16 protein-coding genes are annotated in these 15,058 nt (G+C 71.3%); 10 read left to right on the top strand and 6 right to left on the bottom strand.

Annotation, left to right across the window (positions count from 1 at the left end; all coding sequences use genetic code 11):
* Positions 1-38 precede the first annotated feature (38 nt).
* Entirely contained in the window at positions 39-599 is a 561-nt protein-coding gene (locus tag OG444_RS31220) for a GNAT family N-acetyltransferase (protein WP_327265339.1), read from the top strand.
* Here OG444_RS31220 and OG444_RS31215 read toward each other — a convergent pair whose 3' ends face one another.
* From OG444_RS31215 to OG444_RS31205, 3 genes are all read right to left on the bottom strand, one after another.
* Entirely contained in the window at positions 600-1,709 is a 1,110-nt protein-coding gene (locus OG444_RS31215) for a WD40/YVTN/BNR-like repeat-containing protein (protein WP_442810659.1), read from the bottom strand.
* 109 nt (positions 1,710-1,818) lie between these two features.
* On the bottom strand, positions 1,819-3,504 hold the full coding sequence (locus OG444_RS31210) for an amidohydrolase (RefSeq protein ID WP_327265338.1): 1,686 nt from the start codon (positions 3,502-3,504) through the stop codon (positions 1,819-1,821).
* Positions 3,505-3,572: 68 nt separating this feature from the next.
* Positions 3,573-4,280: a TetR/AcrR family transcriptional regulator gene (locus OG444_RS31205; protein WP_327265337.1), complete on the bottom strand. Its 708-nt coding sequence runs from the start codon at positions 4,278-4,280 to the stop codon at positions 3,573-3,575.
* 71 nt (positions 4,281-4,351) lie between these two features.
* Between OG444_RS31205 and OG444_RS31200 the strand changes: the two genes are divergently transcribed.
* From OG444_RS31200 to OG444_RS31165, 8 genes are all read left to right on the top strand, one after another.
* Positions 4,352-5,800, top strand: a complete 1,449-nt coding sequence (locus OG444_RS31200) for a purine-cytosine permease family protein (RefSeq protein ID WP_327265336.1) — start codon at positions 4,352-4,354, stop codon at positions 5,798-5,800.
* Between the two features lie 230 nt (positions 5,801-6,030).
* Positions 6,031-6,447: an SsgA family sporulation/cell division regulator gene (locus tag OG444_RS31195; protein ID WP_327265335.1), complete on the top strand. Its 417-nt coding sequence runs from the start codon at positions 6,031-6,033 to the stop codon at positions 6,445-6,447.
* A 197-nt stretch (positions 6,448-6,644) separates the two neighbouring features.
* Positions 6,645-8,288 (top strand): ABC-F family ATP-binding cassette domain-containing protein, encoded by a 1,644-nt coding sequence (locus OG444_RS31190; RefSeq protein WP_327265334.1) that lies wholly within the window; start codon positions 6,645-6,647, stop codon positions 8,286-8,288.
* Between the two features lie 379 nt (positions 8,289-8,667).
* On the top strand, positions 8,668-9,639 hold the full coding sequence (locus OG444_RS31185; RefSeq protein ID WP_327265333.1) for an acyl-ACP desaturase: 972 nt from the start codon (positions 8,668-8,670) through the stop codon (positions 9,637-9,639).
* A gap of 72 nt (positions 9,640-9,711) precedes the next feature.
* The gene (locus OG444_RS31180; protein WP_327265332.1) at positions 9,712-10,014 is read left to right on the top strand and encodes a hypothetical protein; all 303 of its coding nucleotides are present in this window, start codon (positions 9,712-9,714) and stop codon (positions 10,012-10,014) included.
* Positions 10,007-11,140 carry a hypothetical protein gene (locus tag OG444_RS31175; RefSeq protein ID WP_327265331.1) on the top strand — a complete coding sequence of 378 codons (1,134 nt, stop codon included), beginning with the start codon at positions 10,007-10,009 and terminating at the stop codon, positions 11,138-11,140. The genes OG444_RS31180 and OG444_RS31175 overlap by 8 nt, the downstream gene beginning before the upstream one ends.
* Positions 11,137-11,763: a hypothetical protein gene (locus OG444_RS31170; RefSeq protein ID WP_327265330.1), complete on the top strand. Its 627-nt coding sequence runs from the start codon at positions 11,137-11,139 to the stop codon at positions 11,761-11,763. The genes OG444_RS31175 and OG444_RS31170 overlap by 4 nt, the downstream gene beginning before the upstream one ends.
* Positions 11,760-12,341 (top strand): hypothetical protein, encoded by a 582-nt coding sequence (locus OG444_RS31165; RefSeq protein WP_327265329.1) that lies wholly within the window; start codon positions 11,760-11,762, stop codon positions 12,339-12,341. Before OG444_RS31170 ends, OG444_RS31165 begins: the two co-directional genes overlap by 4 nt.
* Here the strand turns inward: OG444_RS31165 and OG444_RS31160 are convergent, their stop codons facing one another.
* The gene (locus OG444_RS31160) at positions 12,342-12,590 is read right to left on the bottom strand and encodes a WhiB family transcriptional regulator (protein WP_327265328.1); all 249 of its coding nucleotides are present in this window, start codon (positions 12,588-12,590) and stop codon (positions 12,342-12,344) included.
* Positions 12,591-12,804: 214 nt separating this feature from the next.
* Between OG444_RS31160 and OG444_RS31155 the strand changes: the two genes are divergently transcribed.
* Complete coding sequence (locus tag OG444_RS31155) at positions 12,805-13,467, top strand: TetR/AcrR family transcriptional regulator (protein WP_327265327.1); 663 nt, start codon at positions 12,805-12,807, stop codon at positions 13,465-13,467.
* A gap of 9 nt (positions 13,468-13,476) precedes the next feature.
* Here the strand turns inward: OG444_RS31155 and OG444_RS31150 are convergent, their stop codons facing one another.
* Positions 13,477-14,373 carry an alpha/beta fold hydrolase gene (locus OG444_RS31150; RefSeq protein WP_327265326.1) on the bottom strand — a complete coding sequence of 299 codons (897 nt, stop codon included), beginning with the start codon at positions 14,371-14,373 and terminating at the stop codon, positions 13,477-13,479.
* Positions 14,374-14,574: 201 nt separating this feature from the next.
* Positions 14,575-14,982 (bottom strand): hypothetical protein, encoded by a 408-nt coding sequence (locus tag OG444_RS31145; protein ID WP_327265325.1) that lies wholly within the window; start codon positions 14,980-14,982, stop codon positions 14,575-14,577.
* Positions 14,983-15,058: the final 76 nt, after the last annotated feature.

Here is a 15,058-nt window from a genome sequence, read left to right as displayed (position 1 = left end):
CCCCCCACCGCTGCCCACCGCTGCCCACCGGAGTGTTCATGCAGCCCCGCCCGGCCGAACCGGCCGATGTCCCCGAGCTCATACGCCTGCGCGCCGTCGCCCTCGACGCCCTCGGGATCGACCCCGGGCCCGCCGACGCCGCCTGGCGGCAGGTCGCCCGCACCTGGTTCCTCGAGCGTGTCGGAGAACGCCCCGACGTGCACTGCCTGGTCGTCGGCGGAGCGCCCGGCGAACCCCTGCTCGCCACCGGCATGGCCTGGGTCACCCACCACCTGCCGGGCCCGCGGTGGACCGACGGCCGACGCGGCTACCTGGACGGGATCGTCACCGACGCGCCCGCCCGCGGGCGGGGCCACGGCCGGCGGATCGTCGACGGTCTGGTGGCCTGGCTCGACGGAATCGGCATCCACTACGTCCAGCTGCACGCCAGCCCCGACGGCGAGCCCGTCTACCGGGCCGCGGGCTTCACCGCCGGGCGCTATCCGGGCATGGACCTCTTCACCACCCCGACGCCGCCGGCGGCTCCGCCCGGCCCGTCCGCCGCGGACACTGCAGGCACTGTCGGCACTGCGGGCCCTGCAGGCGTCCCGGGCGGCTGATCAGCGCCGCCGCTCCAGCCGCGCCACCCGTCCCTTCTCCCCCGCCGCCCAGCACCCGGTGTCCGGCGCGCAGTCGACCGTGTCGAACGAACCCTCCTCCAGGGGCCGCCAGCTGCGGCCCCCGTCCGTGGTCACGTCCGTGCCCGTGGGTCCCACCGCGAGGGCCGTCCCCCGGCTGTACGGGAACCAGGCCGCGCCGGAGCGGTAGGCCGGCGGTGGCGCCGCGGCCTGGCGCCAGGTGCGTCCCCCGTCGGCGGAGACGGCCGCGGCCTGCGGGGAGGCCTGCCCGGTACGGTAGTCGCCGCCGACCGCGAGCCCCCGCGTACGGTCCCGGAAGGCGAGGGCGAAGACCCCGCGCGCCGGGTCGCCCGCCGGGACGGTGGATTCGGCGACCCGCCAGGTCAGACCGCGGTCCGCGGAGTGCAGGACCCGGGCGCTCGCCCCGCCGCCGGTGGCCAGCCAGACGTCGCGCGGGCCCGAGCTCACCAGGCACTGGCCGCTCGCGGCGAATCCCGCCTCGCCCGGCAGGGCCTCGGGCATGCCCGCGTCCGGCAGGACCCGCCAGTTCCGCCCGCCGTCGTCCGTGGCCAGGATGCGGAACCTGCCGTCCACCGGATCGCTCATCGCCAGCCCGTGCCGGGAGTCGAAGAAGGTGAGGCAGTCGTAGAAGGCGCGCGGGTCGGGGTTGCGGAAGGTCTCGGTCCAAGTGGCTCCGCCGTCCTCGGTGCGCAGCACCCGGGAGGCCTCACCCTCCCCGATCGACAGGGCCACGGCGCGCCGCGCGTCGAAGGCCTCGATGTCGCGGAGCTCCAGCCCCTCTGCGACCGCCCCGGGAGGCGAAACGTCACGCCAGGTGCGGCCGCCGTCCACCGTGCGCAGCACGGTCCCCTTGGAACCGGCCACCCAGGCCGTGTTCCGGCCGACCGCCGCGAGCCCGCGGAAGCGTACGTCCTTGCCGGTCTCCTTCAGCGCCCAGCCGGCGCCTCGTAAGTCCTGTGCCGGCGGGGCCGGTTCAGGGGACGCGGCCGCATCGGCCTGAGCAGGGGCGGCCAGTGCTCCCACGAGCAGGGCCGCCGCGCACATGCCGATTCCAACTTCCAGAAGTCTCATGGCGCCGGAAGCTAACGCACCCCGGATTCGCCGTCCAGAGCGCCTCCCGGCCGCACAACCCGCCCCTGGCGCCCCTGGCGCCGATCCCGCCCCGGTCCGTGCTCCGGGGTCACAGGCTCGCGTCGCGGTGGGTGGTCCGGCCGTCGACGACGGTGAGCAGCACGGGCAGGTCCGGCAGTTCGGTGGCCGCCACGGTGAGCGGGTCACCGGCGAGGACCGTCAGGTCGGCGCGGTGCCCGAGGGCGATCCGGCCCGCCAGGTGCTCCTCTCCGGCCGCGTGGGCGGCGTTGACGGTCATGCCCTGGAGGGCCTGCAGGGCGGTGAGGGCCTGCTCGGGGCCGTGCGGGGCCTGGGTGAGGTCGCGGCTGGGGCGGCGGTGGCGGGCGCCGCCCATGACACCCAGCGGCGGGTACGGGGCGATCGGCCAGTCCGAACCGAGGACCACGGTGGCTCCCGAGTCCCACAGGTCTCGGCAGCGCCAGGCGCGCGAGGCGCGCTCCTCGCCGAGGCGGCGCGACCAGTTGTCGGTGTGGTCGGCCCGGGTGAAGTCGCAGCAGTGGGTGGGCTGTACGGAGGCGATGACGCCCAGCTCGGCGAACCGGCGCAGGGTCTCGTCGGGGACGGTCTCGATGTGCTCGACCCGGTGACGCACCACGGACCGGGATGCGGCACCGAACCCGGACCCGGACCGGGACGCGGCACCGGCACCGTGCCGGGGAGCGCAGGACGCCTGCGCCTTCTCCACGGCGTCGAGGGCGTGCCGTACGGCGGCGTCGCCGATCGCGTGGGTGGCGGTGGGCACGCCGGCCCGGTGGAACTCGCCCACGATCCGCGTGTAGACATCGGGGTCGGGCCAGAAGGCGTGCGTGGACTCGCCGTTGCGGTCAGGGCGTTCCAGCCAGGCGGTGCCGTTGTCGATCGTGCCGTCCATGAAGATCTTGACGCCGTCGGTGCGCCAGAGCCGGCCGCCGGCGCCCTGCTGCGCGATGAGCGCGCGCACTCCGTCGGCGTCGATGCCGGGCTGGCACCAGGGCGCGACCCGCAGGCGCAGCGGCAGTTCTCCGGCGGCGTCGAGTTCGGCGTAGAAGGCGAGGCTGTCCCCGTTGGCGTCCATGGCGTGACCGCCGGTCAGCCCGGTGGCGGCCATCCTGCGCAGTGCGGCGGCCAGCCGGTCGCGGCGCTCCCGGCGGGTGGGCTGCGGGGCGATGCGCTCGACGAGTTCGCAGGCGGCGTCCTCCAGGAGCAGGCCGGTGGGCCGGCCGTCCGCGTCGCAGACGATCTCGGCGGAGGCCTGGTCGAAGGTGCGCGGCCCGTCCACTCCGGCGAGTTCGAGGGCGCGCCGGCTGGCCAGCATGGAGTGCGCGTCGAAGAGCAGGAGGAGGGCCGGTACGGCGCCGAGCACGGAGTCGAGGGGGGCGGTCCCGACGGGGCGGTCCCCGAAGGCATTGGGGTCCAGGCCCCAGCCGGTCAGCCAGCCGCCGGGCGCGAGCGCGCGTACGCCGGCGGCGAGCGTCTCGCGCAGCTGTTCCAGGTCGGTGCAGCCCGACAGGTCCAGCCCGTGGGTCAGTTCGGCGCCCGAAACGGGGTGGATGTGCCCGTCGACCAGGCCGGGGGTCACCACGGCCCCCTTGAGGTCGATCACCGTCGTCGAGGCGTCGGCGAGCGCGCGGATGCGGCTGTCGTCGCCCAGCGCGGTGATCTGCCCGCCGGATGCGGCCAGGGCGCTCTCCGGCAGGAACGCGCCCGTGGCCGGGTCGAGCAGGCGGGCGTTGAGCAGGGCGAGACGGGTGCGCACGGATCCTCCAGCGGGACGGGGGGCGGGGGGCAGCAGGAGCGGGGGCGAGGGGCCGGCGGCGAACGCGATCAGGCGTCGCCGGTCAGGGCCCCGCGGGGCAGGCCGAGTTCGCGTTCGGCGGTGGTGACGGCCATCCGGGTCACGGCTTCGGGGCGTCCGCGGACCTCGGTGTTGGCATGGGCGCCGAGGCCGTCGAGGACGACCAGGATCTGGACGGCGGTCACGTACGGGTCCTCCGTACGGAACTCGCCCCGCTCGACGCCCTCCCGGATCACGCCTTCCAGGCGGCCGCGCCACGCGCCCTCCTGCTCGGCGACCCGGTCGCGCAGGACGGGCCGGTAGCGGCTGAGGTGACGGGCGTTGATCCAGAGCCGGCTGACGGCGTCGTAGGCCTCGCCCGAGGTGCGGGCGAAGAACCGGGTCAGCCGGGCGCCCGCGGCCGGTCCGTCCCCGGCCTGTTCGTCCCCGGCCGGTCCGTCCCCGGCCGGTCCGTCCGCAGCCGGTCCGTCCGCAGCCGGTCCGTCCGCGCCGAGCGGCAGGAGTACCTCCAGCTCGGCCCCGGCGGCCGTCCCGAACGCCTCGGCGACCAGGTCCTCGACCGAGGGGAAGTAGTGGCTGATCAGCCCCGGTCGGACATCGAGTTCGTCGGCGATCCGGCGCAGGGTGAGGCACTCCAGCCCTTCGGACAGGGCGACGGCGGCGGCCGTGTCGACGATCTCGGCCCGACGGGCCTCCGGAGACTTGCGGATTCGCTTGCGCTGGACGCTTGACGACATACCCGGGATGCTATTGAGTGTGCGACCAATAAGCAAGCGAGGCGGTCACGCCCAGCACCCGGAGGTCCCCCATGGCGTCCCCGATCCCCGACCCGTCTCCCGGTTCGCACCCGGCCCCCGGAGCGCTCGGACAGGCCGAGCCGGCCCCCGAACGGGCGACGCGCATCGAGGCCCACGGCATCGACCACATCCCCGACGCGGAGCGCCACGGCCGCCCCCCGGACCTCTTCTCCGTCTGGGCGGCGGCGAACGTCAACTACCTCAGCCTGGTGATCGGCGGCGCACTGGTCCTGATGGGCCTGAGCCTGTGGCAGTCCGTCGCGGTGATCGTGGTCGGCAACCTGTTCTGGCTGCTCACCGGCCTGATCGCCACCTCGGGCCCGGCGGCCGGCGCACCCAGCGAGGTGATCACCCGGGCGATGTACGGCGTCATCGGCAACCGCGTGATGAACGCGGTCGGCGGCTGGCTGGTCTCCGTCTGCTACTTCGCGCTCAATCTGGCCGCCGCGGCGGCCGCCGCCTTCGCCCTCGTGGAACAGGCCGGAATCACGGCCGACACGGGGATCAAGGCCGTCGTCATCGTGGTCATCGCCGCACTCACCCTGACGATCAGCGTCTACGGCCACGCGATGATCATGAAGCTCTACCTCCCGATGACCCTGGCCCTGGCCGCCGCCTTCGCCGTCGTCGCCTTCGCCGTGCTCGGGCACACCGACTTCTCCTACCGGCCCGCCCCGGCCCTGACCGGGCTCGAACTCTGGGCGGCGCTCCTCGCCGGCACCACCCTGATCGCCTCCGGCCCGCTGTCGTACACCACCAGCCCCGACTTCTCCCGCTACCTGCCCCGCACTTCCTCACGGAAGGCGATCATCGGCTGGACCGCCCTCGGAGCCTTCCTGCCGAGCGTCGTGGTCTGCTCCCTGGGCGCGTTCGCCGCGACCGCGGTCGACATGAGCGATCCGCAGGCCGCGCTGGAGAAGATCCTGCCCGGGTGGTTCTACCCGGTCTTCCTGCTCGCCCTGATCCTCGGCACCGTCTCCGTCAACGCGCTGACCGCCTACAGCGCAGGTCTCGCCCTCCAGGCGGTCGGCGTCCGCATCCGCCGCTCGGTCAGCGTCCTCTTCGACGGAGCCGTTGCCGTCGCCCTGACCCTCTACGGCCTGCTCGTCTCCAACCTGCTGGACACCGTCAGCAACTCCCTCCAGCTGATCGTCGTCCTGATCGGTCCCGTCATGGCCGTCTACGCCACCGACGTCCTGCTGCGCCGGTTCCGCTACGACGGCCGGGCCCTCACGGACGAGACCCCCGGCAGCCCCTTCTGGTACACGGGCGGCGTCAACCTGGCGGGCGCCCTCGCGCTCGCGGCCGGGGTGGGCGCGGCCGTCCTCTGCGTCAACACGCTCTACACCGGGCCGGTCGCCTCGGCGCTCGGCGGCATGGACCTCTCCCTGCCCGTCGGCATGACCGTCTCCGCCACCCTCTACGCGCTCCTGATGCGGCCCCTTAGGCCTGTGGAGTGATCGGTAACAAGCCCTTCTGGGAGGCCCCCCGGCCCCTCTGCGATTCGGGGGCCACCTTCGCGCACATCCTCCCACCCGGTCACTCTGTGCGATCACACAGAGCGGTTCCGGCCAATCGGTGACACAGCTCACGCAACGGCCCATGCACGGATTTGCCGATTCCGGCGTCTATCGGGTTGCCGGGCCCCGCCCCGCCGTCCGGCAGCAGATCCGCCGCAAGGGAGTGAGCCTTGATCACTGTCATCGAGCAGGCCGCACAGGCCCGTCTGGTCGCCACCGCGCCGAAGGTCGAGACCGTGCCCGTCACCCTCTGCTACGACCGTGCGGATCCTTTCGCCGTGCGCATGGCCTTCCCCGCCCCGGCCACGCTGGAGGGCGTCGAGGTCTCGTGGACCTTCTCGCGCGAACTGCTGGAGTCCGGGCTGGACCGCCCGTCGGGCTGTGGCGACGTACGCGTGCGCCCGTACGACGGCGACCGGACCACCATCGAGTTCCACGCGACCGAAGGCGTCGCGATCGTGCTGATGCTGACGGCCGAGCTGCACCGCTTCCTGGAGCGGGCGGCGACCGTGGTGCCGCCCGGTCTCGAACACCTCTACCTGGACATGGACCACAGCCTGGCCGAGCTGATGCGCGACACCTGCTGAGTAATTCGATTGCGGGCGGCTCCGGCCGCCCGTAGCTTCGAAGACGGCCCATCACCGTCGAAACGGAGCAGGACATTGCTCGTCTGAGGTTCGAGACACCGACCGCTGTGACCTTCGACATCACCGTCACCGTCATTCTCTGAGCGTCGGCTGTCTCCCCGCGTTGCACGCACCACTCACGCAACCTGGAGGCCTCCATGAGTCACGCCCCTGCTTTCATCACCTGCTCCGACCTGTCCTTCGACTGGCCCGACGGCACCCCCGTCTTCGACGGGTTCCAGCTCTCCGTGGGACCCGGCCGCACCGGCCTGATCGGCCTCAACGGCTGTGGGAAATCCACCCTGCTGAAGCTGATCGCCGGTGAACTGACCCCGGCCGGGGGCCAGTCATCCGTCGCCGGCTCGGTCGGCCACCTCCCGCAGAACGTCACCCTCGACACCGCGCTGCGCGTGGACGAGGCGCTCGGCATCCACACCACCCGCGCCGCACTCCACGCCATCGAGGCGGGCGAGGCAACCGAGGCCAACTTCGGTGCCGTCGGCGACGACTGGGACGTGGAGGAGCGGGCCCTGGCCACGCTCGACCAGCTGGGCCTCGCCCGGATCGGCCTGGACCGCACCGTCGGCGAGCTGTCGGGCGGCGAGTCCGTACTGCTGCGGCTGGCCGCCCTGCTGCTCGCGCGCCCCGACGTCCTGCTGCTGGACGAGCCCACCAACAACCTGGACCTGCGGGCCCGGGGCCGCCTGTACGAGGCGGTCGAGTCCTGGTCCGGGGTGATGCTCCTGGTCAGCCACGACCGGGAACTGCTGGAGCGGGTCGATCAGATCGCCGATCTGCGGGAGGGCGAAGTCCGCTGGTACGGAGGGAACTTCACGGACTACGAGGCCATGCTCGCCGCCGAGCAGGAATCGGCCGAGCGGATGGTCCGGGTCGCGGAGGCCGACGTACAGCGCCAGAAGCGCGAACTGGCCGACGCCCAGGTCAAACTGGCGCGGCGCAAGCGGTACGGACAGAAGATGTACGACAACAAGCGCGAGCCGAAGATCGTGATGGGCGCCCGCAAGCGCGCAGCGCAGGAGTCGGCGGGCAAGCACCGGATCATGCACACCGAGAAACTGGCACAGGCGAAGGACCGCCTGGACCAGGCGGTGGAAGCGGTGCGCGACGACGACGAGATCCGCATCGAACTGCCCGCCACCGAGGTCCCGCCGGGCCGGCGGGTCCTGACCCTGAGCGATCTGCGCCTGGCCCACGGAGCCGCCGTACCGGGCGAGTGGGAACTGCGGGGTCCGGAACGGATCGCGCTGGTCGGCCGCAACGGGTCGGGCAAGACCACGCTGCTGCGCACGATCGCGGGGCAGCTGCCGCCGGTGTCCGGTGAGGCGGTGGCGCACGTGACGACGCGCTTCCTGCCGCAGCGCCTCGACGTCCTGGACGAGAGCCGTTCGGTGGTGGAGAACGTGGCACGGTTCGCCCCGCAGGCCACGAACAACGTGATCCGGGCGCGGCTCGCGCACTTCCTCTTCCGCGGCGCCCGGGCGGACCGCCCGGCCGGCACCCTGTCGGGCGGCGAACGCTTCCGGGCAGCGCTGGCGGCCCTGCTGCTGGCGGAGCCCGCTCCGCAGCTGCTGATGCTGGACGAGCCGACGAACAACCTGGACCTGGCCAGCGTGCGGCAGCTGACGAACGCGCTGGAGTCGTACCGGGGCGCGCTCGTGGTGGCGAGCCACGACGTGCCGTTCCTCGAGTCGATCGGCATCACGCGGTGGCTCATGCTGGACGGGGAACTGCGCCCGTCGACGGCCGAGGAGGTCCGGGACCGGCTCTGGTCCAACGACTGAGGCCGCCCCTCGGCCGCCGGCGCCGTCGCTCTCGGACGTCTGTCCCGCGCAGGTCGCGTCCCTGGCGTCGGCGCCGGCGGCCGAGGGAGGCCCGGCCCGGCCCAGGATGCGGTGCCGCTGCGATTCCGCGACCGGCGCATCCGGGGATCCCGGCGAAGCGGAATCTATTTTCTGCCGTCAAAACGACGGACCACCGACCACCTGCTGGCGTGATTTTGGCCCCTGGATGCCCGCTCTCACCCGCCATAAACTGCCCAGATAACTGGATGTAACTGGACATACACCCACCGGGGGCTTGGCTGGCCTTGACGTCACGCTTAACCTACGACTCCGTAGGCTACGGAACCGTAGGTAGTTCGCTTTACACCCAGGAGTACCCGTGACGATCACCTCTCCCCACCTCGGCAGCTCGGAGGCGTGGACGGACGCCAAGCTGCTGTTCGCGCTGGAAGAAGTGGTCGAAAAGGAGCTCAACCGCCATCTGAAGGTCACCAAGGACTGGATGCCCCACGAGTACGTTCCGTGGAGCGAGGGCCGGAACTTCCCCGGCTTCTTCGAGGACGGCGAAGCCTGGGACCCGCAGCAGTCCAAGGTCACGGACATCGGCAAGATCGCGCTGGTCGTGAACCTGCTGACCGAGGACAACCTCCCCAGCTACCACCACGAGATCGCGACGCTCTTCGGCCGCAACGGCGCCTGGGGCACGTGGGTGCACCGCTGGACCGCCGAGGAGGGCCGCCACGGCATCGTGATGCGCGACTACCTGCTGGCCTCGCGCGCCGTGGACCCGGACAAGCTCGAAGCGTTCCGCATGCAGCACATGTCGGAGGGCTTCGAGTCCGACAACCGCCACTCGATGCTGCACTCGGTGGCGTACGTGGCCTTCCAGGAGCTCGCGACCCGCATCTCGCACCGCAACACCGGCCACCAGTCCGGTGACCCGGTCTGCGACCGGATGCTGGCCCGCATCGCGCAGGACGAGAACCTGCACATGGTCTTCTACCGCAACCTGCTGGGCGCGGCCTTCGAGATCGCCCCGGACCTCACCATGCAGGCCGTCCGGGACGTCGTCGTCAACTTCCGGATGCCCGGACACGGCATGCCCGGCTTCGAGCGCATGGCCGCACAGATGGCCATCGGCGGGGTCTACAACATGCGGATCCACCACGACGACGTGCTGAGCCCCGTGATCCGCTTCCTCAAGATCATGGACATCGACGGTCTCGGCCCCGACGGCCAGAAGGCCCAGGAGGAGCTCGGCATGTTCATGAACGGCCTGGACGCCGAGGCCCGCAAGTTCGACGAGAAGCTGGCCGCGCGCGCGGCCCGCCTCGCCGCCCGCAAGGGCTGACCGATTTCCGCTCGCTCGGGCGAGTGACGCCGATTGCCCTGGTAGAGCCGCGCTCTGCCAGGGTTTCGCGTCATGACCTCGCTCCAGGTGGACATCGACCAGCTGACCCGTCTGACACGCGCCCTGGACTCCTCTCTGGCCTCCCTGCGGGAGGCCCGGCGCGCCCTGGACCACGTACGGCCCGACCAGCTGGGCACGGCGGACCTCGACGCGGCCTGTGACGGCTTCCAGGAACGCTGGGCCTACGGCGCGCAGGAGCTGACCAAACGCGTCAAGGACGTACGGGAGGGCGTGGACCGCAGCGCCGCGGAGTACGCGGAGCTGGACCAGGCCATCCGCGCGGCCTTCCTCCGCGTGGCAGCCGCGCGTGGCTGAGTACGCGGCGCTGGGATTCGACCCGGCCCCGGGCAATCCCGCGACGGTCCTGGCCCTGGCCAAGAAGCTCAGCGCCTCGGCCGCCTCCCTCGGGGAGGCCTCCCGGGTGGTGAAGGACCTGGTCTCCCACAGCGCGGCCTGGCAGGGCGAGGCCGCCACCGCCTTCCGCGCCTCCCTCTCGAAGGACCTCCCGCGCTATCTCGGCTCGGCCCACACCTCCCTCGCGGAGGCGGCCCGTCGCCTCACGGGATGGCACGACACCCTGGTCTCCCACCGAGCGCTGGCGACCCGGTACGAGTCCCGGGCCGCCGCGGCGAAGACGGAGGAGGCCCTCACGGACGCCCGCCGCCTGGCGAACGAACTGGCCACGGAACACGCGGCGGCGGCCCGCCGGGTGGCGAAGACCCTGAACGCGGCGACGGACCACCTGGCCCCGAAGGAACCGGGCCTACTGGCCTCCATCTGGAACAAGATCGTCGAAGACCCGGCGGACGCGATGTCGAACGCGTCGGCAATGCTGGGCTTCGTCGGCGCCTTGGTTGCACTCGCCTGCCCGCCGGCGGGACTCGCCATCATGCTCGTCGGGAGCGGCCTCTCCCTGGCGGCCCTGGCGATGCACACCTCGGACCCGAAGTTTCGCAAGTCCCTGACCGACGGCTTCACCAAGGGCCAGTTCGACGCGGACTTCTGGAAGAGCAGCGTGACACTGATGGGCGACACCGTCGGCGTAGTCCCTGGTGTGGCAGCGGTCGCCTCCGGCGCGAAGGCCGGCACGGCGGCAGCCCGGGCCGCGATGGCCGCCGCCCCGGAAGGCAGCGCCGTGGCGGGTCTCGCCCCTGGAGCCACCGCGTTCCGGCAGTCGGCATGGAGCACTTCGGAGGATCTGCGTCAGTTGGACAGTCCCCTCACCGGCTGGGCCATGCGGTCATCGACTCAAGAAGCCCGAGACCGGGTGGGCGTGGCCGCGGCAGGTACGGGTGCCCTTACCGCCGTGGGGGACTACGCGTCGGACGACGAATCGCTCGAACAAGGCTCGACAGCGGTTGACGGCACTCGAGGGGTCCTGGACGATGCGCCCTCAGCCATCAGGAAATCGGGCCACGTCTGGTCGGTGCTGCGGCCATGACTCAGCAGGGCAGCATCCCATCGTTCTGGTACCGCCTGCCTCCCGGATTCCACGACGTCGATCCCGGCGACAGAGCGTCCTTGAACGCGATCGCCGAGGTCCTGGGCAGTCCCGATGCCCAACATGAGCTGTCCCAACTCATGGACTCCCTTGAGGGACTGGCAGCCCACAACGTCGTACACACTGCGATCGGCTTTCACCCCGAGGAGCCGTCCGGCATCGCCACCTCGCTGTTCTCCATTGCAGTCCGACAGGTCGGGCAGCCCAATCCGCGCCTCGCCGTGGCACGCACCGCTTTGGCCATCGCCAACTCCCCGCTGTGGACCAAGGTCCATCGCAGGCTCATTGATCTGCCGTCAACTCTCCCGTGCTGTCTCGTCGCCGGCATCATTTCGGTCCCTGAGGTGGAACGTCATCTGTTTCAGGCCAGGGTTTCGACCGTGCATCCGGATGGAATCCACTTGCTCGTCCTGGACCTGACCAGCGCTTCCATCGAGCATGCCGAGGCCTACACCGACATCCTCGAAGCGGTTGCACACACCTTCGGCTTCACCGACCCGGACTCCGGCCCAGGTGCATCGACAGCGGCCGGGACCTCACGCATCCTGGAGGTACTCCGATGAGCATCACGCTCAACAAGGCGGCCTGGGACCATCCTCCGACCGTGGTCGGCTACAAGCGATTGGCTCTTCGCCGCCTCGGATGGGTGGTCAGCCTCGGAGGGCCTCCGCTGGCCGCCCTGGCGTGCATCGGCCTCATCCGGCATGCGGGATTGGCCTTCGCCCTCTTGACCATGCTTGCTGCACCGCTTTTCCCTTGGGTCGTCATCGCCTACTTCCGGCGGCGGCGCGTCGCCGCCGTGCTCCAGTCCTATCCCTGGCGCGAGTGGCCGTGCCGACACCCACGTCGGCCGCCCGGAAGCCCAGCAACCGTCGCCATCCCGTTCCGGGAGGACTTCACGGCCATGTTCCGGATCATCCCGTTCCCCGTCCCGCTCGCCATCCTGGAGGACGATCACCCCGACCGGATCTGGTTCGCGGGAGACCCCCGGTTCGGTGGCGTCGTATCGCCCGTCGGGGGCCATTACCCCGTGCGCGTCGTGCCCCACACACCGCGACGGGAGGAGTGCGGTGGTGAGGGATTCGACCTCGCGCGGCGAGTGGGGCTGGTCCGTGGCAGCGGGAAGGGGACGCGCACCTGATCAGCGGCGGCCGGGGCGCAGGGCGAGGCGCTCGGACTCCGACAGGCCGCCCCAGACTCCGAAGCGCTCGTCGTTGGCCAGGGCGTACTCCAGGCACGCCGCCCGCCCCTCGCATTCCCCGCACAGCCGCTTCGCGTCGCGCAGAGAGGATCCGGGCTCCGGGAAGAAGAACCCGGGGCCTATCTGGGCACAGAGGGCGAGGTCGTACCAGGCGGTGTCAGTGGTTGCGGCAGTGGTGTTCATCGACATGCCGGTGATACTTACCGCCGCGGATGGACGTCCGATCAACGACTGATCAACACCCTGTCATGACCCCGGTGTCGACACGCTGCCGACGCCCGCGAACCGTGCCCCGAAGGAGTCCGCCGGCCACCGTCCATGCCCGTCGAGCATCGCATCCCGCACTGACAGCGGCGCCGCTCGGGCACTGAGTGAACGACCGTGCGTTCGGTAGAATGGCGCCATGGCTGACGGACGCGTGGAACGTGGTAACCAGACGCGACGGGCCGTCCTCGACCGGACGGTGAACGTCGCCTCCGTGGAGGGTCTGGAGGGCCTCTCCCTCGGGAAGATCGCGGCGGACCTCGGTCTGAGCAAGAGCGGGGTCTTCGCGCTCTTCGGCTCCAAGGAGGATCTGCAGCTCGCCACCGTCCGCGCCGCCGTGGACGTGTTCGTGGACGATGTTGTGCGGCCCGTGCGCCGGGACCCCGACGGGCTCGCCAAGGTGTGGCGGCTGTGCGAGCGCTGGCTCGACTACTCCGGGCGCCGGGTCTTCCCCGGCGGATGCTTCTTCTACGCCGTCTCCGCGGAGTTCGACGCCCGACCGGGCCCCGTCCGGGACGAGATCGCCAAGGTGCGCTCCGACTGGACGCGCTATATCGAGCGGCTGCTGGACGAGGCGCGGCTGGCGGGCGGATTCCGGGACGCCTCCGACGCGGAAGAGGTGCCGCAGCTCGCCTTCGAGTTGACGGCCCTGATGGAACTGGCCAACTCGCACTCCGTCCTGCACGAGGACCCGTTGGCGTACGAGCGGGCCGGACGCGGCATCCTGCGTCGACTGCGTGCGGTGGCGGCCGCTCCGGACGAACTCCCGGAACGACCGCCTGCGTTCAGCTCGCCTTCCTGACGCCACCCCTCATGTGCGCCCTGCGGGTGCGGGCGCAGTATCGACCTCCGTCTCGGGCTCGGGCGCGCGCTCGGAGCGTGTGAACTCGACCGCCGTCGCGATGACATCGGGGTCGGTGAGGATGCGGCCGTGACCGAGCCCCGTGGTCTCGATCAGGCGGGCCTGCGCGCCGTACGCGGCCGCGATCGCGCGGGACTGGGCGGGGGTGATCACGTCGTCCTCGGTGTCGTGGACGAGGAGGATCGGCGCCAGCATGCCCTCGAAGCGGCGGCGGGCATCGAGCCGCTGCCAGATGCCGGGGTCACCGGGGAAGAGGCGGCGCTCGACGTGGGTGCGCAGTACGCGCCCGACGCGTTCGCGCAGGTTCAGGCCGGCGCGGAAGCGTTCCACGAGGTGATCGAAGTCGGCCACGCCGCCGATACCGACGACACGGTCGACCCGCATGCCGTCGTACAGCATGGAGAAGGTGGCGAGCACGCCGAAGGAGTGGGCCACGACGGCCGAGAAGTCTCCGTGCTCGGCGTGCAGTCGGCCGATGATGGTGCGGTAGTCGAGGATCGTTGAGGCGCGGCCGTCGGACTCGCCGTGCCCGGGGGCGTCGAAGGCGATCACGGTGCGGCCCTGGGCCCGCAGGGCCTCGACGAAGCCGGCGAACCGTGAGGCGCGCGAGGACCACCCGTGGACGATGAGAACGGGCCTGTCCCCCTCCCCCCAGCGGTACGTGGTCACGGCCGTGCCGCGCACGTCCATCCGCCCCCGTTCGGCCCGCGCCATCACCTCCGCCTCCCGGGGCTTCAGCCGCGCCCGCCCGAGGGGCCGGACGAACAGCGCGAAGGCCGGGGGCCCGGCCAGTCCCGGGGCGAGCCGGGCGGTGACGTTGAGGGTGGTGCTCAGGAGTGAAGCCATGGGATGCATGCGCGGGTTCTCCGGAATTCTCCTCAGGGCGGCCAGGTGCCGAGGGCAAGCCGATGAGCAGATATTAGCACGATCGTTCGTGTTGTTTTATGTCCTGTCGACGCCGCGCGCACCCACATCCGGTGTCCGCTGTCATCCAGCCGAGGCGTCTTGCCGGCGAGCACAGTTGTTGCGGCTTCTTGGCCAGCGAACCTAGGCGCGTGAGGCGAGGAGTCGGGCCGCGGCGGCTTCTAGCTCAGCGCGAAGCACCTGCTGGCATTCCAGCGGTGCGCACACCGCAAAGCCGTAGGTGCGGATCTCGCCCGACAAGACCACTTGGAGGTACTCGGGCCCACCCGCTTCTTCACGGCCCAACAGGATTTCGACGGTGAGTCGAGCACCGTCCGCGAGTCGGCGCGATCCGCTCTGCGGTTCGCCGTCAACCAGCACGAACTCCTTCTCATACCGGCCTTCGGGTGGGCAGGCCAGCAGCCACTGGGCGAACGCGGCGGCCCGCGGTGCGCCACCCGTCAGTGTCGTGCGTCCGATGAAGTACGCGTCGAGGCACCAGGTACCGTCCGGGTCCTTGTTGATCGCCAACCACAGGTCGTCAACGGGCATGCCAGCGTCGTGGCTGCCACGCCAACTGAACCGAAACCCTGCCTCATCGTGCTCGCCGGACACTGTCGATCCTTCT

Source organism: Streptomyces sp. NBC_01232, from assembly GCF_035989885.1.
GTDB lineage: Bacteria > Actinomycetota > Actinomycetes > Streptomycetales > Streptomycetaceae > Streptomyces.
Note: the sequence above shows the minus strand (reverse complement) of the source record. Positions and strands in the feature narration are given on the sequence as shown.

Coding starts and splice junctions, on each gene's coding strand:
- OG444_RS31150 (WP_327265326.1), bottom strand. CDS start 14,373: ATGGCTTCACTCCTGAGCACCACCCTCAACGTCACCGCCCGGCTCGCC.
- OG444_RS31155 (WP_327265327.1), top strand. CDS start 12,805: ATGGCTGACGGACGCGTGGAACGTGGTAACCAGACGCGACGGGCCGTC.
- OG444_RS31160 (WP_327265328.1), bottom strand. CDS start 12,590: ATGTCGATGAACACCACTGCCGCAACCACTGACACCGCCTGGTACGAC.
- OG444_RS31220 (WP_327265339.1), top strand. CDS start 39: ATGCAGCCCCGCCCGGCCGAACCGGCCGATGTCCCCGAGCTCATACGC.
- OG444_RS31145 (WP_327265325.1), bottom strand. CDS start 14,982: ATGCCCGTTGACGACCTGTGGTTGGCGATCAACAAGGACCCGGACGGT.
- OG444_RS31180 (WP_327265332.1), top strand. CDS start 9,712: ATGACCTCGCTCCAGGTGGACATCGACCAGCTGACCCGTCTGACACGC.
- OG444_RS31205 (WP_327265337.1), bottom strand. CDS start 4,280: ATGTCGTCAAGCGTCCAGCGCAAGCGAATCCGCAAGTCTCCGGAGGCC.
- OG444_RS31190 (WP_327265334.1), top strand. CDS start 6,645: ATGAGTCACGCCCCTGCTTTCATCACCTGCTCCGACCTGTCCTTCGAC.
- OG444_RS31215 (WP_442810659.1), bottom strand. CDS start 1,709: ATGAGACTTCTGGAAGTTGGAATCGGCATGTGCGCGGCGGCCCTGCTC.
- OG444_RS31165 (WP_327265329.1), top strand. CDS start 11,760: ATGAGCATCACGCTCAACAAGGCGGCCTGGGACCATCCTCCGACCGTG.
- OG444_RS31200 (WP_327265336.1), top strand. CDS start 4,352: ATGGCGTCCCCGATCCCCGACCCGTCTCCCGGTTCGCACCCGGCCCCC.
- OG444_RS31170 (WP_327265330.1), top strand. CDS start 11,137: ATGACTCAGCAGGGCAGCATCCCATCGTTCTGGTACCGCCTGCCTCCC.